We start from the raw sequence: 18,419 nt of genomic DNA on the forward strand, positions 1-18,419 counted from the left end.
CCGGCCCGGGAGGGGGCCGGGAGGCACAACTCAGCGGCTTGGCCGCACCCGTGGAGGAGGGGTGACATGAACGAGACAGTCGGCATCATCGGGCTTGGGATCATGGGCGGCGCCTATGCCCGGCATCTTCTGGCGAAGGGTCACGCCGTCATCGGCTACGACCCCTCGCCCCAGGCGCAGGACGCGCTGCGCGCCGCCGGTGGCGAAGTCGCCGCCGATGCGAAGGCGGTGGCGGAAAAGGCCGGGATCGTGCTTCTCGCCCTCGCCTCGCCCAAGGTGCTGGAGGCGACCGTCGCCGCCCTGCAGCCTGCCCTCACCGCATCGCATGTCATCGCGGAAATGGGCACCCTGCCCGTCGAAGCCAAGACCCGCGCCGCCGAGACCGTCGCCGCCAAGGGCGGCCTGATGCTCGATTGCCCGGTCTCGGGCACCGGCGCGCAGGCCGATACCGGCGACATCATCGTCTATGCCAGCGGCGATCCCGCGGGCTATGCCCGGCTGGAGCCCGTGTTCCGGGCCTTCAGCCGCGAGGTGCGGCTGGTCGGCGTCTTCGGCGACGGAATGAAGCTGAAGCTGATCGCCAACCTTCTGGTCACGATCCACAATCTTGCCGCCGCCGAGGCCCTGCTGCTGGCGCAGAAATCCGGGCTCGACCTGCAGATGGTCTACGAGACGGTGAAGGCCGGGGCGGGCCAGTCGAAGATGTTCGACCTGCGCGTGCCGCTGATGATCGACGGGCGCTACGAGCCCGCGACGATGAAGATGGATGTCTACCAGAAGGACATCGCGCTGATCCTCGACCACGCCCGCGAGCTGGGCGTGCCGGTGCCGCTGATGTCGGCCTCCGTCCCCTACTATGCCGCGGCCATCGCCCAGGGCCGCCAGCCGGAAGACACCGCGGCGCTCTATGCGGTGCTGCAACAGATGACGGCCGCCTCCGGCGCCTGACGCGCAGACCGCGGCGGGGCGCTCGCTGCCCCGCCGTATCGCGCCCTCTCCGACTCACCCATCTTTCCCCGCAAGCGCGGGGCGACCCCCGGCAGCCTGTCGCCGGAGCCGGCACGGGCCCCGGCGGATCTTCGCTGCGCGGCGCGGAAAACCTCTGGATCGGATATCTATTTAAGATGATCGTCCGATAATTACTTGACCCATGAACACGCCTCTGCAAGCATCGTGAAATATCAGTGGTGGTGAAACGTCCATGAATCTCGTCCGCAACCAGGTCTTCGAATCCGTCCGCAACGACATCCTCACCTGCCGGATCCTGCCGGGAGAGGAGCTGCGCGAGCTGGAGCTTGCGCTGCGCTACGGCGTGTCCAAGTCGCCAGTCCGCGCCGCCATGCAGAAGCTGGAATTCGAAGGCCTGATCGAGATCGAACCGCGTCGCGGGCATCGGGTGAAGCCGATCTCGATCTCGGATGCCGAGGACATGCTGGAGTTGCGCGTCATCCTCGAGATCGGCTCGCTGAAGGGGATCGTGCAGCGGGCGAGTGTGGCGGACCTTGCGGCGCTCGACGAGTTCCGCGACCCGAAAGACCAGTCAATAGAAGCGTTTACGGCCTACAACCGTCGCTTCCACCGTCATCTCGCCCATCTCTCGGGCAATCGTCGGCTGGCCGAGGAGACCAGCCGGGTGATGGAGATGTATGACCGGCTCTGCATGATCTCCTTGTCGAACCAGCGCGGCAAGGACGGTTTCGACGGTCCGGTCGCGGACCACAACGCAATGATCGACGCCCTGCAGGCGAGAGATGGCGCCGCTGCGGCGCGGGTGGCGACCAGACACGTCAACCGCTCGCGCCGTGCCATCATGCGGGGCCTCGCGACAAGTCAGATGATCGTCGCCTGACAGGCCAGAACATGCCGCAAGAGACGGCAGGATACAAAGTTTTGCGTCGGGCTGAAATCTCACCAGGGAGGGGAAATTGACTGCCATGCTAGAGATCGCATCCGGGCACGCACCGATACGGGGGCAATCCGCCCCGGTCATTTCGGGAAAGGGTGTCGGCAAGACCTTTGCCAACGGGTCGGTGATTGCCCTCGAGGGTGCCTCCTTCGACATCGCGCCCGGCTCCTTCGTGAGCCTCGTCGGCCCCTCGGGCTGCGGCAAGTCCACCTTGCTCCGTCTGATCGCCGGGCTGATCTCGAAAAGCTCGGGCAGCCTCTCGGTGCATGGCCGGCAGGTGACGGGGCCGCATACCGATGTCGGCCTGATGTTCCAGAAGGCCACGCTGCTCGAATGGCGCACCGCCATCGAAAACGCCCTTCTCCCGGTCGAGATCCGCGGCAGCGTCACCCGCGAAGACCGCGACCGCGCCATGCATTTCCTCGAACTGGTCGGGCTGAAGGACTTCGCCTTCTCCTTCCCCTCGCAGCTCTCGGGCGGGATGCAGCAGCGGGTCGCCCTCGCGCGGCTGCTGATGACCGGCGCCGATGTGCTGCTCCTGGACGAACCCTTCGGCGCGCTCGACGAATTCACACGCGAGCATCTGAACGTCGAGCTGATGCGCATCGTCGCCGAGGTGAAGGCGACCACCGTCTTCGTCACCCACAACATCAGCGAGGCGATCTTCCTCTCCGATCAGGTCATGGTGATGACCCCGCGCCCGGGGCGGCTGTCGAAGGTCATCGACGTGCCCTTCGCCCGGCCCCGCCCGCTGTCGCTGCAGCTTTCGCCCGAGTTCAACGCGCTCGTGGCCGAGGCCCGCGACGTCCTGGGGGCGCATTGATGGAGGCCGCCATCGCCATGCCGGCCCCGCAGAGCGCGGCCCAGCTGAAGATCCGCCGCGCGGCAACCCATGCGGCGATCTTTATCGTGCTGATCAGCCTCTGGGAGTTCGGCGCCCGCACCGGGCGGCTGGACCCGCTGTTCTTCCCCGCCCCCAGCGCGATCCTCGGCAGCTTCTGGCTGCTCTACATCGGCCAGGGCCACATCTGGTATCACCTCGGTGTCTCCATCGGCCTCGTGCTTCTGGGCTTCATCGCGGGCTCCATCCTCGGCGTGGGCCTCGGCAGCATCGTCGGGCTCAACCCGCTGGTCCGCCGCTTCCTGCAGCCCTACGTCATCGTGCTGGAAGCGACGCCGCGCATCGCCGTCGCCCCGCTCATCATCGGCATCGTCGGTTTCGGCGCGCAGTCCAAGATCACCATCATCATGCTGGTCTGCTTCTTCGCGCCCTTCATCAACACGCTCTCCGGCGTGATGAACGCGGCGCCCGAGAAATACGAGCTGATGCGCTCGCTCGGCGCCTCCAAGGGCCAGACCCTGCGCAAGCTGGTCTTCCCTGACGCGATCCCGGTCATCATGGCGGGCCTGCGTCTGGCCATGACGGCGGCGCTCTCGGGCGTGCTGGTGGCCGAGTTCATCCAGCGCGATCAGGGGATCGGCTCGCTGATCCTGACCTACACCCGCAACCTCAACATGGCTTCGGCTTTTGCCTGCATCTTCTCGCTCACCGTGATCGGCTTTCTCATCTTCAAGGGGATGGAGCTGCTCGACCGCAGCGTGGTGTTCTGGAAAAGCGAGCCCGCGATGGCCCGCGTCTCGAAAAGACGCGCCCGCCGCTTCGCCGCCGGGAGGATCTGACCCATGGGCCCCAACAACTCGGTTCTGTTTGCCATCCGCGTCCTGCCCCATCTCGTGATCTTCGGCCTGATCATGGGCGCATGGGAACTGGCGGTGGCCACCGGGATCATCACCTCGATCCTGATCCCGCCCCCCAGCGCCATCCTCAAGGCGATCGTCGAGCTCTATTTCATCAAGGGCACGATCTGGTGGCACTTCTTCATCACCCTCTCCGAAGCGGTGCTGGGCTTCCTGATCGGCACCGCCGTCGCAATGTCGCTCGCCGTGGGCTCGGCCCGGTCCGAGATCTTCCACCGCTACGTCTCGCCCTATGCCGTGGTGCTGAACGTGACCCCGGGCATCGCCCTCACCCCCATCGTCATCGCCTGGTTCGGCTATGGCATGGGCTCCAAGATCGCGCTCGGCGCCATCATCAGCTTCTTCCCGATCTACGTGAACATGCTGACCGGCCTGAAGCAGACCGATCCCGACCGCGAGGAGCTGTTCCGCTCGCTGAACGCGAATGCCCGGCAGATCTTCTTCGAGCTTCGGCTGCCGGCCGCGCTGCCCCTGATGTTCGCCGGGCTCAAGATCGGCCTGACCACCGCGCTGATCGGCGCCGTCGTGGCCGAGTTCGCCCAGGCGACCGAGGGGGTCGGCGTGCTGATGGCCCGCTTCTCGTTCCAGCTCAACATGGCCTCCTCGCTCGCCGCGCTGCTCAGCATGACGGTGATGGGGCTGCTGCTCTTCTACTCGATGGAACTGCTCGACGACCGGATCGTGTTCTGGCGTCGGGAGGCGCGCATGTCTGCCGTATCCAAGGCACGCGCGCGCAAATGGGCCCGGATCAGAGGAAATCCGGGCGCCTGACGAACCATAACCAGGGAGGAATAAAGATGTCTGCTGTAAGGTCTCTGCTCTTGTCTTCGGCGCTTGCCGTATTCGCCGCCCCGCTCGCCGCTCAGGACATGACCACGGTCAACCTGATCAACCCGCTGCCGCGCTCCACCCAGTTCTTCCCGCTCGTCGTGGGCGAGGCGCTGGGATATTTCGCCGAGGAAGGCGTCGAGGTGAATGTCCTGCCGTCGGACACCTCGATCCCCTATGCCGCCTTCCTGCAGAACGGTCAGGCCGATGTCGCCATGCTCGACCCGGTCGAGACGATCAACGCGGTCGTCGCGGGCACCGGCATCACCACGGTCTACGAGGTGATGCAGAACGCGCCCGAGGCCATCGGCGTGCTGGAGTCGAGCGAATACACCTCGGTCGACCAGCTCGCCGGCACCACCGTGGGTCTCGTCTCCGACCGTGACCGCTCCTTCCTGCAGGCGGCGATGACCGCGGCGGGCGCCTCGATCGACGACGTGAGCACCGTGGTGCTGGGCGAAAGCGGCCCGACGCTGGCCGCCGCCATTCGCGACGGCTCGGTTTCGGCCATCTCGGGCGCTGCGCCCGACTGGATCGCGCTGATCGTCAGCGGCATCAAGATGCGGATGATCACCCCGGAAGAGGTTCTGGCCAGCCCCGCCAACACCTTCGCGATCAACGCGGCCAACGTCGAGCCCAAGCGCGAGGCGATGGAAGCCTTCCTGCGCGCCTGGTCCAAGGGCATGTATGCCGCCAGCGTGAACCCCGAGGCCGTGGCCGAGATCCTGCGCCAGTCGGTCCCGACCGAATGGGAGAATGCCGAGGCCGGTCAGCTCTATCTCGACATGTCGATCGGCATGAACGTCTCGGTGACCGAGCAGCTCGGCGATCTGCAGCCCGAGGTCTGGACCGGCATCCAGCCGCGGCTCCTGTCCTCGGGTGCGATCCCGGAAGAGGTCGACGTGACCACCTTCCTCAACGACACCTACATCGATGCGGCCAATGACTGGGACCGCGCCGAGGTCGAGGCCGAAGTTGCCGCCTGGCACGACGCCAACAAGTGAACAGCCGGGCGGCCCGTGCGTCGGGCCGCCCTTCCCTGACCCGGCCCGCAACCGCGGGCCCTCCCCGACCGGGCCGGTGCCATGGGCACCGGACGGCACCGCTTTGAAGGACTGAAGGAACACCATGGCGCATTCCGACATCGATACCGTCGACCTCGGCGACTCCCTCAACCGCTACGGCCCGACGGCCGCCCGTCCGCGCCCGGATGGCAAGAAGCGGCTCTCGACCCCGACGGTCGATATCCACGCCCATGTGGCCATCCCCGAGGCCGCCGCCTATGCCGCGCCGCATGTCAACTTCAGCGACATCCCGCTGGCGCATTTCACCGACGACGCCACCAAGGAGGTGAACAAGGCGCAGGACGGCAACCGCCAGACCGCGCTGAAGGATTTCGACGACCGCCTCGCCGTGCTCGACGCGATGGGCATCGACTTCCAGGTCGTCGCCCCGCCGCCGCTGCAATGCTACTACAGCATCCCGCTGGAACATGCCGTGAAGGCCAGCCGCATGGTGAACGACGGTCTCGCCGCCTTCGTCGGCCGCCGCCCCGACCGCTTTGCCGGGCTCGGCACCGTGCCGATGCAGGATGCCGCCGAGGCGGTGAAGGAGCTCGACTACTGCATGGAGCTCGGCTTCAAGGGCGTGCAGGTGCTGACCAACGTGCATGGCGCCGAACTCTCCGACCCGCGCTTCGCCCCGTTCTGGAAGCGCGCCGAAGAGCATGGCGCCCTGGTGATGATCCACCCCAACGGCTTCACCCATGGCGAGCGGCTGCGCGACTACTACTTCTCCAACGTCATCGGCAACCCCTTCGAGACCGCGCTGGCGCTGCACAAGCTGATCTTCTCGGGCACGCTGGAACGCCACCCCGATCTCAAGCTGCTGGCGGTGCATGGCGGCGGTTATCTTCCCGCCTATTCCGGCCGCATCGACCACGCCTGGGGCGCGCGCGCCGATTGCCGGGCCGACCTGCCGCACCCGCCGACGCATTACCTGCGCAAGGTGTTCTTCGACAACGTCGTCTTCACCCCGCACCAGCTGCGCTACCTCGTCGAAGTCTTCGGCGCCGACCAGATCGTCATGGGCACCGACTACCCCTATGACATGTGCGACTATGACACGGTCGAGCTGGTCATCGCCGCGGGCCTCTCGCCGGAGGATACCGCCAAGGTCGCCGGCGGCACCGCGCGTCGCATCCTCGGGCTCGACTGAGCCATGGTGCGCATGACCGACCGCGCGCCCTATCAGGCGTTCCCCGACCGCCCCCGGCTGCACCTGCCGCAGGGCGAGCGGGTGGCCGTCTGGTTCATCGTCAATGTCGAGGAATGGGCCTTCGAGCGGCCCATGCCCCGGCAGGTGCTGACCCCGCCGATGGGCAACCCGCTGCAACCGGACCTGCCAAACTGGGCCTGGCACGAATACGGCATGCGGGTCGGGTTCTGGCGCATCCTCGAGGCGCTGAAGACCCGCGGCCTGCGCGCCACGCTGGCGGTGAACGGCAACGTTCTCAACAGCTACCCGCGCATTGCTGAGGCAGCGCATGAAGCGGGCTGGGAGTTCATGGGCCATGGCTTTCACCAGCGCCCCATGCATCAGCTCGACGACCAGCGCGCCGCCATCGACGCCACCATCGAGGCGATCCGCGGCCTCACCGGCAAACCGCCCCGCGGTTGGGAGAGCCCCGGCCTCACCGAGACCGAGTCCACGCTGGACCATCTCAAGGCCGCCGGGATCGAGTATGTGGCGAACTGGCCGATCGACGATCTGCCCTCCGAGCTGCAGACGAAGCACGGCCCGATCCTGCAGGTGCCCTACACGGTCGAGACCAACGACATCGTCGTCCATGCCGTGCAGCACCTGCCCTCGGACGGGTTCCGCAACCGGGTGAAGGACCAGTTCGACCGGCTCTGGTCCGAAGGGGCGGAGCAGCCGCGCGTCATGGCGATCAGCCTGCACCCCTATCTCTCGGGCGTGCCGCACCGGATCGGCTATCTGGAGCAGGCCATCGACCATATCCTCGGCCATGAGGGCGTCGCCTGGATGACCGGCGAGGAGATCGCCGACTGGTATCGCGGCGCGACCGCCGCCTGAGCCAACCGACCCGGGCCGGGCAACGCTCAGGCCCGGGTCAGCAGCACACCCGCCAGAACCAGCCCGATCCCCGCCAGACGGGGCAATGTCAGCTCATGCACCGGCAGCCCGAAGGCGCCGTGATGATCCAGCAGCACCGCAAGGATCAGCTGGCCGAAGATCACCGCCGCCACCGCCGTCAGCGCGCCGGTGATCGGCACGGTCAGGATCAGCGTCACGATATAGAACCCGCCCATGAAGCCGCCGAGCCAGGCCCAGAGCGGCACCGCCCCGATGCTGATCTGCCCCGGATCGACGCCGCGCAGCAGAGCCGTCACCGCCAGCACCAGAAACCCGACCAGAAAGTTCAGCGCCGCCGCCAGCACCGGGTCACCGACCCCGCGGGCCAGGGCCGCATTGACCGGCGCCTGCACCGACAGCACGGCCCCCGCCGCCACCAGCGCGGCCAGCGCCGTCGCCAGCTGTCCGCTCATCGCGCGACCTCGACCGAGGCACCCGCCGCGGCCGAGCGGGTGATCGCTTCGAAGACCGAGACGCCATGCAGCATCTGCGCCGGGCTGATCGGAAACGCCGCCTCGCCCCGCACCGCTGCCGCGAAGGCCGCGAGTTCCGCTGCCACCGTGTCGAAGCCGCGCAGCTCTGTCAGTTCCGGCGCCTTTGGCGCGGCATGCCCTCCCAGCGGCGCATCCGGCGTCGGCACGAAGCCGAACTGGTCGAGCCCCTGCCCCCGGATCTCGGCAATCCCGCCGCTGCCATAGAGGCACAGCCGGTAGGAGGGCGCCGTCGCCGTCATGCAGCCGACATAGCCCGTCGCCCCCGAGGCGAAATCCACCAGCACCGAGGTCGTGTCCTCGGCCCCGCTCGGCACCGCGCGATGCACGCTGCGCGCCGTGACGCGGGTGATCTCGCCCAGCAGATCGATCATCGCATCGACCATGTGGATGCCCAGCCCGGTCATGCCTCCCGCCGGCGATTGCGCCGGATCGGTGCGCCAGCTGCCCGCCTTCAGGAACAACCCGTTCGGCGCCGTCATCGTCGCCTCGACATGCAGGATCGTCCCCAGCGTGCCATCGGCCAGCCGGCGGCGGATCTCCTGCATGTTGGGATGGAAGCGCCGGTTGTGCCCCAAGCCGATCACCACGCCCGCCTGCTCCACCGCCTGCAGGGCGCGCTCGGCCCCGGCCCGCGTCAGGGTCAGCGGCTTCTCGACGAAGACATGCCGCCCCGTCTCGGCCACGGCAAGGATATGCGCGTCATGGTCGAGATGCGGCGTGGCAAGGATCACCGCCTCCACCGCCGGATCGGCCAGCAGCCCGGCCAGATCGTCATGCAGCCGGAACCTCGCTTCGGCGGCAAACTCCTCGGCCAGCGCCCGCCGCCCCGTCGTCCCGGCCACCACCTCGATCTCGCCTGTCGCCTGGGCGCCCCGCACCAGCGTCCGGCCCCACCAGCCCAGCCCGGCTATCCCGACTTTCAGCATCTCGTCGCTCCGCTTCTGGGGTCAGGCCTTGGCCGGAAAGGGGTCCGCGGCCTCCGGCGGCAGCGGCACATGGAAGGCGTTGATCGTCATGCAGATCAGCGTGTAATAGCCCAGCACCCCGACCAGATCGACCGCGCCGACCTTGCCCAGCAGGGCCTCGGCCCGTGCATAGGTTGCGTCGCTCACCCGCCGGTCACGCAGCAGCTCCACGGCGAAGTCATGCACCGCCGCCTCGTCCTCCGCCGCGAACTGCGGCGCGGCGCCGGTGCGGATCGCCTCGACGATCGGCTCCGCCACCCCCGCCTTCACCGCGATCGGCGCATGCACCGCCCATTCGAACCCCGCCTGCCAATGCGCGCCGACAAGGATGATCGCCAGCTCGCTCAGCCGCGGTGGCAGGGAGGTGCGATAGCGGCAGAAGGCCCCCAGCTGCTGCGCCGTCTCGGCCAGTCCCGGGCTCTGCAGCCAGACCCGGAGCGGCCCCTCGACGATGCCGCGCGGCCCGGACTGGATCGCATCGAAGATCGTCTGCTGCTCCGGCGAGAGCGCGGCTTCATCCAGAATCATCGGGCGCGGCATGCTGTCTTCCTTGAACTGTCTTTATCGTCCGATAATCAAAAGCGCTTTGCCCGCAAAGTCAAACGCCACGCTCGGCGCGGCGCGGATTTCGCGCCTTACGCCCCGGCGAGCCGGTGGAAGGCGCCGCGCTGGAACACCAGCGGCACGCCCTCCTCCACGCGGCGGCCCAGCGTGATCACCTCGCCCAGCATGATCTCGTGATCGCCCCCGGGATAGCGCGCGGCGATCCGGCATTCCACATGCGCCAGCGCCCCCCGGATCAGCGGCACCCCGCTCTGCCCGGCGATGGTCTCGACCCCGGCGAACTTGTCCTCCGAGGGCCGGGCGAATTGCAGCGCCACATCGGCCTGCTCCGCCGCCAGCACGTTGACGGCAAAGAACTCCGCCTCCCGAAAGGCGGCAAGGCTCGGCGCCTTCAAGGCAAGGCTCCACAGGATCAGCGGCGGGTCGAGCGAGACCGTGTTGAACGAACTCGCCGTCACCCCGATGCGCGTGCCGTCGCCGCGCAGGATCGTCATCACCGTGACCCCGGTCGGAAAGCTGCCCATCACGTCGCGGTAGGTCGGCGGATCGCAGGGCAGCAGGTGATCGACGCTCGCCCGGGCGACATCGGAGGGAGACAGCGCGTTCATCGGATGTCCTTTCGCAGGTTTCGGATCGCAGCATGTCGGGCCGCGAAAAACAATCTATGTGGGATTGACCTTCAGCAGTAACAATAAGAAATGGATTTTCCTATCAGCCCCGGTGATACCCCATGAACCTGCGCCAACTGGCCGCCTTCGTCGGCATCTACGAGGAAGGCTCGTTCAACAAGGCCGCGCAGCGGCTGAACGCCACGCAATCCGGCCTCTCGATGCAGATCCGCAATCTGGAGGACAGTCTCGGCACCCCGCTGTTCGAGCGCTCAGCGAAGGGCGTCACCCCGACCTTCGCCGGAACCCGGCTCTACGCCGTCGCGGTCGACGTGCTGCGCCGCCTCGACGCTGCCGAACTGGAGCTGCGCTCGCTTTCCGGCACGGTCAGCGGCCCGCTGCGCATCGGCCTCATGCCCACCTTCACCCGCGGCATCCTCGCCCCGGTGGTCAGCGGCTTCCTCAGGGACTTCCCCAATGTCGAGCTCTCGGTGACCGAGGCCTACAGCGGCGTGCTGACCGAGAAGGTGGCCGAAGCCGAGGTCGATTTCGCCGTCGTGCCGCAGGCCGCGCCGCGCGACGGCATCGTCAGCCGCCCGCTCGGCAGCGACCGCGAGATCCTGGTGCAGCGCCCCGGCGGACCGCTGCCGCATCTCTCGCCGGTGCGGCTGGCCGATCTGCAGCCCCTGCACCTCGTCCTGCCCGCCCGCGGCAATGCCCGCCGCGACGGGATCGACGCCTTCCTCGACCGTTCCGGCATTGCCGTCGCCTCGCTGGTCGACATGGATGCGATGATCGCCACGCTCGATTTCGTCGCCTCCTCCGACTACGTCACCATCCTGCCCGCCACCATCTGCACCAAGGATCTCGACGGCGGCCTGCGCTGGCTGCACCCGATCGTCGGCCCCTCGCTCAGCGTCAGCTACGCCGTCATCGAACCGGCCCGCAAGGCCCTCTCCCGCGCCGCGCGTCTGTTCCTCGAACGGCTGGAGGCCGAATACGCCCGCAGCGATGCGCAATGGGCCGAGGTCTTCGCCCGCGTCGGCGCCTGAGGGGTATCAGCCCACGCGATAGCAAGCATCAGATAGTATCGTTTCTCCTTAAGGCGCAGCGCGGACTAATCTTTGCACTGACAGATTAGAGGAGCGTGCAGCCATGCAGCTTGGTTTCTTCACCATGCCGATCCACCCCGTGGGCAAGGATTACCGCCAGTGCCTGCGCGAGGATGCCGAGGCCTTCCTGCTGGCCGACGAGCTGGGCTATGCCGAGGGCTATGTCGGCGAGCATGTCACCGACTTGGCCGAGAACATCACCTCCTGCGTGGTCTTCATCGCCTCGCTCGCCTCGCGGCTGAAGCAGATCCGCATGGGCACCGGCACGATCAACATGCCCAACATCCACCCCGCCCATGTCGCAAGCCAGATCTCCATGCTGGACCACCTGCTCGACGGGCGCTTCAACTTCGGCATCAGCCCCGGCGGGCTGCTGTCGGACGCCGAGATCTTCGGCAACATCGACGCCGACCGCAACGCCATGTTCCTCGAGGCCATCGACATGGTGCTGGCGCTCTGGACCAGGGACGCGCCCTACAATCTCAAGGGCAAGTACTGGAACATCACCACCGAACGCACGCTCCTGCCCGAGATCGGTCAGGGCATCATCACCAAGCCGCTGCAGCGCCCGCATCCGCCCGTGGTGGTGACGGCGGTCGCGCCCTTCTCCAAGGGGGTGACGGCGGCGGCGGCACGCGGCTGGGATCCGATCTCGGCCAATTTTCTCCTGCCGAAATGGGTCGCCACCCACCGCAAGAGCTACCTCGATGGCTGCGCCGAAGGCGGACGCGAGGCCGATCTGGGCAACTGGCGCGTGGCCAAGAGCGTCTTCGTCGCCGACGACATGGAAACCGCGCGCGCCTATGCCAATGATCCGGGCAGCCCTTATCTGCACTACTACAAGTCGCTGGTGACGAAGCTGGTGAAGAACGGCCGCGCCAACCTCTTCAAGGAAGACCAGTCGATGCCGGACGAGGCGGTGACGCTGGACTACGTCATGCAGCGGCTGGTGATCTGGGGCACGCCCGACAAGGTGGCCGACGAACTTCTCGCCTTCCGCGAAGAGGTCGGCCCCTTCGGCACCCTGCTCTGCGCCGGGCATGACTGGGCCGATGTCGATCTCGCCCGCCGCTCCATGGTGCTGATGCAGGAAAAAGTGCAGCCCGCCGTCATGGCTGCCGAGAAACAGACAGCGGAGGCCGCAGAATGACTCGCGAGACCGTGGCATCGGGCGAGGCCCGGCTTTCGATCAGGATCGACGGCAGCGCGGGCAAGCCGTGGCTCCTCTTGTCCAATTCCCTCGCCGCCGACCTTTCGATGTGGGACGACCAGATCGCCGCGCTCACCAAGACCCACCACGTCATCCGCTACGACACGCGCGGCCATGGTGAAAGCTCGGTGCCGCCCGGCCCCTACAGCTTCGAGCTGCTGGTGGGCGACATGGTCGCGATCCTCGATCATGTCGGCGCCGAGTCTGCCGACATCTTGGGCCTCTCGCTCGGCGGCATGACCGCGCTGGGGCTCGGCCTCGCCCATCCCGAACGGGTGCGGCGGATGATCGTCTGCGATGCCCGCGCCGACGCGCCACCGCCCTTCGTCCAGGGCTGGGACGACCGGATCGCCGCGATCCGCGCGGGCGGCCTCGCCGCGATCACCGAGGGCACGCTCGACCGCTGGTTCACCGCCGACTGCCCGCCCGAGGCGCGCGACCGCGCCCGCGCCATGATCCTCGCCACCCCGCCCGAAGGCTGGATCGGCTGCGCCGAGGCGCTGAAGCGGCTGGATTACCTCAAGGATCTCGGCACGATGCAGCCCCCGGTGCTCTACATCGTCGGCGAAGAGGACATGGGCGCCCCGAAAGAGGCGATGGCCGCCATGCACGAGGCGACGCCGCGCTCGGGCTTCAAGGTGCTGCCCGGCCTCGCCCATGTGCCCAACATGGAAAACCCCGAGCGCTTCCTGAGCGCGATCCGGGAGTGCCTGCACGCCAGCCACGACGCGGCGGCCTGAATGAAACGGAGAGGAAGAACATGCTGAACGCCGCCATCGTGGGCCTGGGCTGGTGGGGCAAGACCATCACCGGCCGGATGAAATCCTCCGACGAGATGCGCGTCACCCATGCCGTCGATCTCTACCCCGACCTGCACCGCGACTTCGCCGACCAGAACGGCCTGCGGCTCTCGGGGTCGCTCGACGAGGTTCTGGCCGACGCGGATGTGGATGCCGTCATCCTCTGCACTCCCAACACCCAGCACACCGCGCAGGTCGCGGCGGTGGCGCGGGCGGGCAAGCATGTGTTCTGCGAAAAGCCCCTCGCCCTGACCCGCGCCGAGGCCGAGGCCTCGGTGGCGATCTGCGCCGAACATGGCGTCACCCTCGGCATCGGCCACGAGCGCCGCTTCGAGCTGGCGATGCTCGAGGTGCAGCGCATGGTGCGGGCGGGCGAACTCGGCACCATCATGCATTCCGAGTCGAGCTTCAGCCATGACAAGCTGATCAACGTGCCGGTCACCGACTGGCGCCGTTCGGCCACAGAGAGCCCGGCGGCGGGCATGACGGCGATGGGCATCCACCTCAGCGACGCCTATGTGAACCTCTTCGGCCCGGTGACCGAAGTCTATGCCATGACCGCCAAGCGCGTCCTCCCCGGCGAGAACGGCGATGTGGTCTCGGTGCTCCTGCGTTTCGAAAGCGGCGAGACCGCCTATCTCAACGCGGTGCTCTACACCCCGCTCTACCTGCGCTTCGCCGTCTTCGGCACCAAGGCCTGGGTCGAATACCGCAACGAGACCCATCCCGACACGCCCGGCCCCTCCACCCTCACCGTGCAGGTGACGGGCGAGCCCGCGCGGGTCACGACCTACGACTGGACGGATTCGGTGCGCGCCAACCTCGACCTCTTCGCCCAGCAGATCCGGGGCGCCGCGACCTATCCCTTCACCGACGCGCAGAAGATCGGCAACATCGCCGTGCTCGAGGCGATCACCATCTCCGCCCGCGAAGGCCGCCCCGTCACCGTCGCGCCGATGTAGGAAAAAGGGCGCCCCACGGGGCGCCCTCCGGTCGCGGCCAGCGGCCCGGCCGTCATTCCGCCGTCCAGCCGCCGTCGACCAGCAGCGCCGTCCCCGTGACCAGCGCCGAGGCGTCGGAGGCGAGAAAGACCACCGGCCCCATCACATCCTCGAGCTCTCCCACCCGACCGAGCTTGATCTTGCTCTCGATCCAGGCCCGCCGCTCGGGGATCGCCAGCGTCTGCTCGCCCAGCGGCGTGCGGATGAAGGTCGGGCACAGCGTGTTCACCCGGATGCGCTTCGGCCCCCATTCGATCGCCATCGCCTTGGTCATCCCCTCGAGCCCGTGCTTGGTCGCGCAATAGACCCCGCGATCCGGCCCGCCGACATGGCCCATCTGGCTCGAGATGTTGATCAGGCTCCCCGGCCGCCCCGCCGCGATCAGCCCCCGCGCCACTTCGCGCGTCAGGAAATAGGCCGCCCGCAGGTTCAGCGCCATCGCCGCGTCGTAATCCTCGGGCGTCGTGTCCAGCGCGGGCGTGTGCCGCGCCAGACCGGCGGAGTTGACCAGCACGTCGAAGGGCCCGCCCTCCGACAGGAAGGCGGTCGTCGCCAGGATGTCGGTCACATCGAGCGCCACCGCCTCGGCCGCATGGCCTTGGGCGCGCAACGCATCGCGCGCCTCCTCCAGCGCCTCCATCCGCCGCGCGACCAGCGTCACCGCGGCCCCCGCCTCGGCCAGCGCCACCGCAGCGGCCAGCCCGATCCCGGAGGACGCCCCTGTCACCAGCGCGCTCCGGCCCTCCAGCCGGAAGGAGGGCGTGCGCGGCAGCCTCATGCCGCGCCCCGCACCTTGGTCATCCCCGCCCTGCATGGACCGCTCAGTCCAGCTTGTATTCGGTGAGCCAGCTATGGCCCCCGGCGGTCACCGCATCGAGATAGGTCTGCATCACCTCGGTCCCCGGCAGGCTGCGGCCATCGGCATCCTTGGCCATCGCCCGCGGGAACTCGGCCATCGCCTGCGCCCATTCCGCCCGCGCGCTCTCCGGCAGCTCCTTGATGACGGCGCCCTGCTCGGCCAGGCCCTTCAGCCCCGCCGCCTGCCGCTCGTCCATCACCTGACCCGAGCGCGCCTCGTATTCGCGCCCGACCTCGCGGATGATCTGCTGCACGTCCTCGGGCAGCCGCTCCAGCGAAGCCGCGTTCATCGTCAGCCCGTTCACCCCCATCGCGCCGAAGCCGATCAGCGTGTAATAGGGCGAGGGCTCGTAATACTTGTAGCCCAGATAGGCCGAGGGGAACATCAGCCAGCCGTTGTAGACCCCGGTCTGCATGTTCATGTAGCCGTCGGGCAGCGCCGACTGCACCGGCACGACGCCGGCATATTGCAGCCACGGCAGGTTCGGCCCCGCGCCGCCGATCTTCACGCCCTGAAGGTCGGCCACCGTGTCCCACGGGTCGGTGGTGCCGAGATGGTAGTTGTCCCAACCCGACAGCCCGAGCAGAACCTGCCCGTGCTCGCGCTCGAAGGTCTCGGTCAGCCACGGCACCGCGTCATAGGTGGCGCGCACCGCCTTCATCGCCGACAGGCCGTCCTGCGGGCCGAAGGGCACGTAATAGGGGAAGTTGTGGATGAACAGCTTCGACGGCTCGAAGCAGAAGCAATAGGCGCCGACATCCAGAAGCCCGGTCTGCACCGCCTCCAGCGTGTCCGAGACCGAGGCCATCGCCCCGCCGTAGCCCTCGATGAACTCCACCTCATGCTCGGTTTCCTCGGCGACGCGCCGCTTCACCTCGGGCACGAAGAAGGTCTCAACGAGGTTCACATAGATCGTCGGCCCCGAGGGATGCCCCGCCCCGGCGCGGAGCGTGAACGAGTCGGCGGCGGCAACCTGCGGCAAAAGCAGCAGCGCCGCCGCGGCAGGCAGATAGGTGGTCGAGTTGCGCATCATGGTCTTCCTCCCACTGACGCTGCGGCCCGACAGGGGCTCTGCCGCTCGGCGCGGCTCTGCCCCTCCTCCCACGGACCGCAGGTCTTGTTTATCACTTGCTAACCGTGTCCGAGCAGAACCTGCGCGTCAATAGACTCGGCGGCTCCGGCGGTGCAAAAAGATGTATTTATCATACGCTAATTTGTTTGACCCGCCTTTTCCATGCGTTAGGATGCAGGCAGCGGCTGGGAGGCCGTGCAGGGAGGATAGTGCATGTTGAAGCCAGCCGTCGCGGCGGCCCGGGCTATCCATGTCGTTTCGGCGACATGGGTTCTGGTTCTGGGAATTGCCATCATCGTCGATGTCGTGGGGCGGACGTTCTTCGCCACGCCGGTGCAGGGCACCATCGAGATCGTCAAGAATTCGGTCGTGGCGATCACCTTCCTGCAGATGCCGCTGGCGATCTTCTCCGGCTCCATGCTGCGGACCGAGATCTTCTCCGACCGGCTCGGCCCCGGCGGGCGGCGCCTGCTGCGCAGCCTCACCTATCTCTGCGGCGCGGCCCTTTTCGTGCTGATCGTTGTCGCCAGCTGGCACGAGGCCGGCAACGCGTGGCGCATCGGCGAATACGAGGGCGAGGGCGCGCTCAGGGTGCCGACATGGCCGGTGCGATTCCTGCTCATCGGCTCTGCCGTCTTCGCCGCCTTCGCCTATCTCTCGATGATCTGGCTCGACTGGACCGGACAGCTGGAAGAGGAGCTCGCCTATCCGGGCCTGCTCTCCTATGACGCCGAGGCCTCCGGGGTCATGGCCGACCGCAAGGGAACCCACTGATGGCCATCACCGTCGTCCTCTCGATGATCGGCCTTCTGGTCGTTCTGGTGCTCCTCGGCCTGCACATCGCGGTCAGCATGGCGCTGACCAGCGTGCTCGGCCTCTTCCTCATGCTCGGCAGCTTCGACATCGCGATCTCGCTGCTCGGCTCCAGCGCCTACGAGGCGCTGCGCAGCCAGACCTTCATCGTCATCCCGCTCTTCGTGCTGATGGGCGATTTCGTCTCCAAATCCGGCGCCGCGGGCGATCTCTACCGGGTCTGCAACTCGGCCCTGCGGCGCATCCCGGGGCGGCTCGCCGTCGCCACCGTCGCCGGCAACGCGATCTTCGCCGCCGTCACCGGCGTCTCCATCGCCTCCGCCGCCGCCTTCTCGCGCATCGCCTATCCGGAGATGCGCAAGCTCGGCTACAAGAAGGATTTCGCCCTCGGCGCGGTCGCGGGCAGCGCCTGCCTCGGCATGCTGATCCCGCCCTCGGTCCTGCTCATCGTCTGGGCGATCCTGACCGAGATGTCGGTCGGCGCCCTCTTCATCGCCGGGGTGGTCCCCGGCCTCCTCCTCGCCCTGCTCTTTGCCGGCTATTGCATCGGCAGCGCCACCCTCAACCCCGCCATCGCCCCCGACCCCGTCGCCGCCTCCGACCAGCCCCCGCGCACCCGGTCCGAGAACATCGGCGCCTTCGGCATCCTCGCCCTCGTGGCGCTGGTCATCGGCGGCATCTGGGGCGGCATCTTCACCCCGACCGAGGCCGCGGGCTTCGGCGCGGTTGGCGCCCTCCTCCTCGGCCTCGCCAAGGGCATGCGCCGGCGCGAGGTGATGCAGGCGATCTACAACGCCGGCCGCACCACCGCGCCCATCATGTTCCTCCTGATCGCCGCCACCATGTATTCCCGCCTCCTCGCCATGGGCGGCGCGGTGAACTACCTGCAGGGCGTCTTCCTCGGGATGGGCGGCGGGGTCATCGTCATCGTCGCGGTCATGGCGCTCGTCTGGCTGCTGCTCGGCATGATCATCGACTCCGTCTCGATCATCCTGCTCACCGTGCCGATCTTCGCCCCCATCGCCGCCTCGCTCGGCGTCGACCCGATCGCCTTCGCCATCTTCGGCATCCTGGTGATCGAGGCTGGCCTGCTGACCCCGCCCTTCGGCCTCCTCGTCTATACCGTGAAGGGCGCCATCCCCGAACGCGACGCGGGCCTCGGCGAGATCTTCCGCGGCTCCCTGCCCTATGTGGCGCTGATCCTCCTGGCGGCGGTGCTGGTCATCGTCTTCCCCGGCCTCGCCACCTGGCTGCCGAACATCGGGCGCTGAGC

The 18,419-nt window shown here is 67.8% G+C and carries 20 protein-coding genes; 14 read left to right on the forward strand and 6 right to left on the reverse strand.

Annotated elements, in window-relative coordinates; all coding sequences use genetic code 11:
* Positions 1-66: 66 nt before the first annotated feature.
* The 8 genes from AC3A5Z_RS13405 (at position 67) to AC3A5Z_RS13440 (ending at position 7,588) form a co-directional block, all read left to right on the forward strand.
* Positions 67-948, forward strand: coding sequence for an NAD(P)-dependent oxidoreductase (locus AC3A5Z_RS13405; RefSeq protein ID WP_487519844.1), 882 nt, complete (start codon positions 67-69; stop codon positions 946-948).
* A gap of 253 nt (positions 949-1,201) precedes the next feature.
* Positions 1,202-1,849, forward strand: coding sequence for a GntR family transcriptional regulator (locus AC3A5Z_RS13410; protein WP_487519845.1), 648 nt, complete (start codon positions 1,202-1,204; stop codon positions 1,847-1,849).
* Positions 1,850-1,934: 85 nt separating this feature from the next.
* Positions 1,935-2,729: an ABC transporter ATP-binding protein gene (locus AC3A5Z_RS13415; RefSeq protein WP_487520112.1), complete on the forward strand. Its 795-nt coding sequence runs from the start codon at positions 1,935-1,937 to the stop codon at positions 2,727-2,729.
* On the forward strand, positions 2,729-3,586 hold the full coding sequence (locus AC3A5Z_RS13420; RefSeq protein WP_487519846.1) for an ABC transporter permease: 858 nt from the start codon (positions 2,729-2,731) through the stop codon (positions 3,584-3,586). The genes AC3A5Z_RS13415 and AC3A5Z_RS13420 overlap by 1 nt, the downstream gene beginning before the upstream one ends.
* A gap of 3 nt (positions 3,587-3,589) precedes the next feature.
* Complete coding sequence (locus tag AC3A5Z_RS13425) at positions 3,590-4,435, forward strand: ABC transporter permease (RefSeq protein WP_487519847.1); 846 nt, start codon at positions 3,590-3,592, stop codon at positions 4,433-4,435.
* Between the two features lie 26 nt (positions 4,436-4,461).
* Positions 4,462-5,496 (forward strand): ABC transporter substrate-binding protein, encoded by a 1,035-nt coding sequence (locus tag AC3A5Z_RS13430; protein WP_487519848.1) that lies wholly within the window; start codon positions 4,462-4,464, stop codon positions 5,494-5,496.
* Positions 5,497-5,620: 124 nt separating this feature from the next.
* Positions 5,621-6,709: an amidohydrolase family protein gene (locus AC3A5Z_RS13435; RefSeq protein ID WP_487519849.1), complete on the forward strand. Its 1,089-nt coding sequence runs from the start codon at positions 5,621-5,623 to the stop codon at positions 6,707-6,709.
* Between the two features lie 12 nt (positions 6,710-6,721).
* On the forward strand, positions 6,722-7,588 hold the full coding sequence (locus tag AC3A5Z_RS13440) for a polysaccharide deacetylase family protein (protein WP_487519850.1): 867 nt from the start codon (positions 6,722-6,724) through the stop codon (positions 7,586-7,588).
* Positions 7,589-7,614: 26 nt separating this feature from the next.
* Here AC3A5Z_RS13440 and AC3A5Z_RS13445 read toward each other — a convergent pair whose 3' ends face one another.
* The 4 genes from AC3A5Z_RS13445 to AC3A5Z_RS13460 form a co-directional block, all read right to left on the reverse strand.
* Positions 7,615-8,061 (reverse strand): DMT family transporter, encoded by a 447-nt coding sequence (locus AC3A5Z_RS13445; RefSeq protein ID WP_487519851.1) that lies wholly within the window; start codon positions 8,059-8,061, stop codon positions 7,615-7,617.
* Entirely contained in the window at positions 8,058-9,068 is a 1,011-nt protein-coding gene (locus AC3A5Z_RS13450) for a Gfo/Idh/MocA family protein (RefSeq protein ID WP_487519852.1), read from the reverse strand. Before AC3A5Z_RS13450 ends, AC3A5Z_RS13445 begins: the two co-directional genes overlap by 4 nt.
* A gap of 21 nt (positions 9,069-9,089) precedes the next feature.
* Positions 9,090-9,647, reverse strand: a complete 558-nt coding sequence (locus AC3A5Z_RS13455; RefSeq protein WP_487519853.1) for a carboxymuconolactone decarboxylase family protein — start codon at positions 9,645-9,647, stop codon at positions 9,090-9,092.
* Between the two features lie 95 nt (positions 9,648-9,742).
* Positions 9,743-10,279 (reverse strand): flavin reductase family protein, encoded by a 537-nt coding sequence (locus tag AC3A5Z_RS13460; RefSeq protein WP_487519854.1) that lies wholly within the window; start codon positions 10,277-10,279, stop codon positions 9,743-9,745.
* Between the two features lie 122 nt (positions 10,280-10,401).
* Here AC3A5Z_RS13460 and AC3A5Z_RS13465 point away from each other — a divergent pair, with 122 nt between their 5' ends.
* The 4 genes from AC3A5Z_RS13465 to AC3A5Z_RS13480 all read left to right on the forward strand — a co-directional run bounded on the left by AC3A5Z_RS13465 (position 10,402) and on the right by AC3A5Z_RS13480 (position 14,363).
* Complete coding sequence (locus tag AC3A5Z_RS13465) at positions 10,402-11,331, forward strand: LysR family transcriptional regulator (protein WP_487519855.1); 930 nt, start codon at positions 10,402-10,404, stop codon at positions 11,329-11,331.
* Between the two features lie 103 nt (positions 11,332-11,434).
* Positions 11,435-12,541: an LLM class flavin-dependent oxidoreductase gene (locus tag AC3A5Z_RS13470; RefSeq protein ID WP_487519856.1), complete on the forward strand. Its 1,107-nt coding sequence runs from the start codon at positions 11,435-11,437 to the stop codon at positions 12,539-12,541.
* Positions 12,538-13,341, forward strand: coding sequence for an alpha/beta fold hydrolase (locus tag AC3A5Z_RS13475; protein ID WP_487519857.1), 804 nt, complete (start codon positions 12,538-12,540; stop codon positions 13,339-13,341). Before AC3A5Z_RS13470 ends, AC3A5Z_RS13475 begins: the two co-directional genes overlap by 4 nt.
* Positions 13,342-13,361: 20 nt before the next feature.
* Positions 13,362-14,363, forward strand: a complete 1,002-nt coding sequence (locus tag AC3A5Z_RS13480) for a Gfo/Idh/MocA family protein (protein ID WP_487519858.1) — start codon at positions 13,362-13,364, stop codon at positions 14,361-14,363.
* 52 nt (positions 14,364-14,415) lie between these two features.
* On the opposite strand, the gene AC3A5Z_RS13485 is transcribed toward AC3A5Z_RS13480, so the two are convergent.
* Together AC3A5Z_RS13485 and AC3A5Z_RS13490 are read right to left on the reverse strand one after the other, a co-directional pair.
* Positions 14,416-15,180 carry an SDR family NAD(P)-dependent oxidoreductase gene (locus AC3A5Z_RS13485; RefSeq protein WP_487519859.1) on the reverse strand — a complete coding sequence of 255 codons (765 nt, stop codon included), beginning with the start codon at positions 15,178-15,180 and terminating at the stop codon, positions 14,416-14,418.
* 43 nt (positions 15,181-15,223) lie between these two features.
* Positions 15,224-16,294, reverse strand: coding sequence for a C4-dicarboxylate TRAP transporter substrate-binding protein (locus AC3A5Z_RS13490; RefSeq protein ID WP_487519860.1), 1,071 nt, complete (start codon positions 16,292-16,294; stop codon positions 15,224-15,226).
* Positions 16,295-16,546: 252 nt separating this feature from the next.
* Here AC3A5Z_RS13490 and AC3A5Z_RS13495 point away from each other — a divergent pair, with 252 nt between their 5' ends.
* Positions 16,547-17,107 carry a TRAP transporter small permease gene (locus AC3A5Z_RS13495; protein ID WP_487519861.1) on the forward strand — a complete coding sequence of 187 codons (561 nt, stop codon included), beginning with the start codon at positions 16,547-16,549 and terminating at the stop codon, positions 17,105-17,107.
* The gene (locus tag AC3A5Z_RS13500) at positions 17,107-18,417 is read left to right on the forward strand and encodes a TRAP transporter large permease (RefSeq protein WP_487519862.1); all 1,311 of its coding nucleotides are present in this window, start codon (positions 17,107-17,109) and stop codon (positions 18,415-18,417) included. Before AC3A5Z_RS13495 ends, AC3A5Z_RS13500 begins: the two co-directional genes overlap by 1 nt.
* Positions 18,418-18,419: the final 2 nt, after the last annotated feature.

The sequence above is a fragment of the Cereibacter sp. Soil_C_27 genome (assembly GCF_057657095.1).

Bases quoted from the DNA above. Each gene is read 5' to 3' on its own strand.
- AC3A5Z_RS13405 (WP_487519844.1), top strand. From the start codon at position 67: ATGAACGAGACAGTCGGCATCATCGGGCTTGGGATCATGGGCGGCGCC.
- AC3A5Z_RS13410 (WP_487519845.1), top strand. From the start codon at position 1,202: ATGAATCTCGTCCGCAACCAGGTCTTCGAATCCGTCCGCAACGACATC.
- AC3A5Z_RS13415 (WP_487520112.1), top strand. From the start codon at position 1,935: ATGCTAGAGATCGCATCCGGGCACGCACCGATACGGGGGCAATCCGCC.
- AC3A5Z_RS13420 (WP_487519846.1), top strand. From the start codon at position 2,729: ATGGAGGCCGCCATCGCCATGCCGGCCCCGCAGAGCGCGGCCCAGCTG.
- AC3A5Z_RS13425 (WP_487519847.1), top strand. From the start codon at position 3,590: ATGGGCCCCAACAACTCGGTTCTGTTTGCCATCCGCGTCCTGCCCCAT.
- AC3A5Z_RS13430 (WP_487519848.1), top strand. From the start codon at position 4,462: ATGTCTGCTGTAAGGTCTCTGCTCTTGTCTTCGGCGCTTGCCGTATTC.
- AC3A5Z_RS13435 (WP_487519849.1), top strand. From the start codon at position 5,621: ATGGCGCATTCCGACATCGATACCGTCGACCTCGGCGACTCCCTCAAC.
- AC3A5Z_RS13440 (WP_487519850.1), top strand. From the start codon at position 6,722: ATGACCGACCGCGCGCCCTATCAGGCGTTCCCCGACCGCCCCCGGCTG.
- AC3A5Z_RS13445 (WP_487519851.1), bottom strand. From the start codon at position 8,061: ATGAGCGGACAGCTGGCGACGGCGCTGGCCGCGCTGGTGGCGGCGGGG.
- AC3A5Z_RS13450 (WP_487519852.1), bottom strand. From the start codon at position 9,068: ATGCTGAAAGTCGGGATAGCCGGGCTGGGCTGGTGGGGCCGGACGCTG.
- AC3A5Z_RS13455 (WP_487519853.1), bottom strand. From the start codon at position 9,647: ATGCCGCGCCCGATGATTCTGGATGAAGCCGCGCTCTCGCCGGAGCAG.
- AC3A5Z_RS13460 (WP_487519854.1), bottom strand. From the start codon at position 10,279: ATGAACGCGCTGTCTCCCTCCGATGTCGCCCGGGCGAGCGTCGATCAC.
- AC3A5Z_RS13465 (WP_487519855.1), top strand. From the start codon at position 10,402: ATGAACCTGCGCCAACTGGCCGCCTTCGTCGGCATCTACGAGGAAGGC.
- AC3A5Z_RS13470 (WP_487519856.1), top strand. From the start codon at position 11,435: ATGCAGCTTGGTTTCTTCACCATGCCGATCCACCCCGTGGGCAAGGAT.
- AC3A5Z_RS13475 (WP_487519857.1), top strand. From the start codon at position 12,538: ATGACTCGCGAGACCGTGGCATCGGGCGAGGCCCGGCTTTCGATCAGG.
- AC3A5Z_RS13480 (WP_487519858.1), top strand. From the start codon at position 13,362: ATGCTGAACGCCGCCATCGTGGGCCTGGGCTGGTGGGGCAAGACCATC.
- AC3A5Z_RS13485 (WP_487519859.1), bottom strand. From the start codon at position 15,180: ATGAGGCTGCCGCGCACGCCCTCCTTCCGGCTGGAGGGCCGGAGCGCG.
- AC3A5Z_RS13490 (WP_487519860.1), bottom strand. From the start codon at position 16,294: ATGATGCGCAACTCGACCACCTATCTGCCTGCCGCGGCGGCGCTGCTG.
- AC3A5Z_RS13495 (WP_487519861.1), top strand. From the start codon at position 16,547: ATGTTGAAGCCAGCCGTCGCGGCGGCCCGGGCTATCCATGTCGTTTCG.
- AC3A5Z_RS13500 (WP_487519862.1), top strand. From the start codon at position 17,107: ATGGCCATCACCGTCGTCCTCTCGATGATCGGCCTTCTGGTCGTTCTG.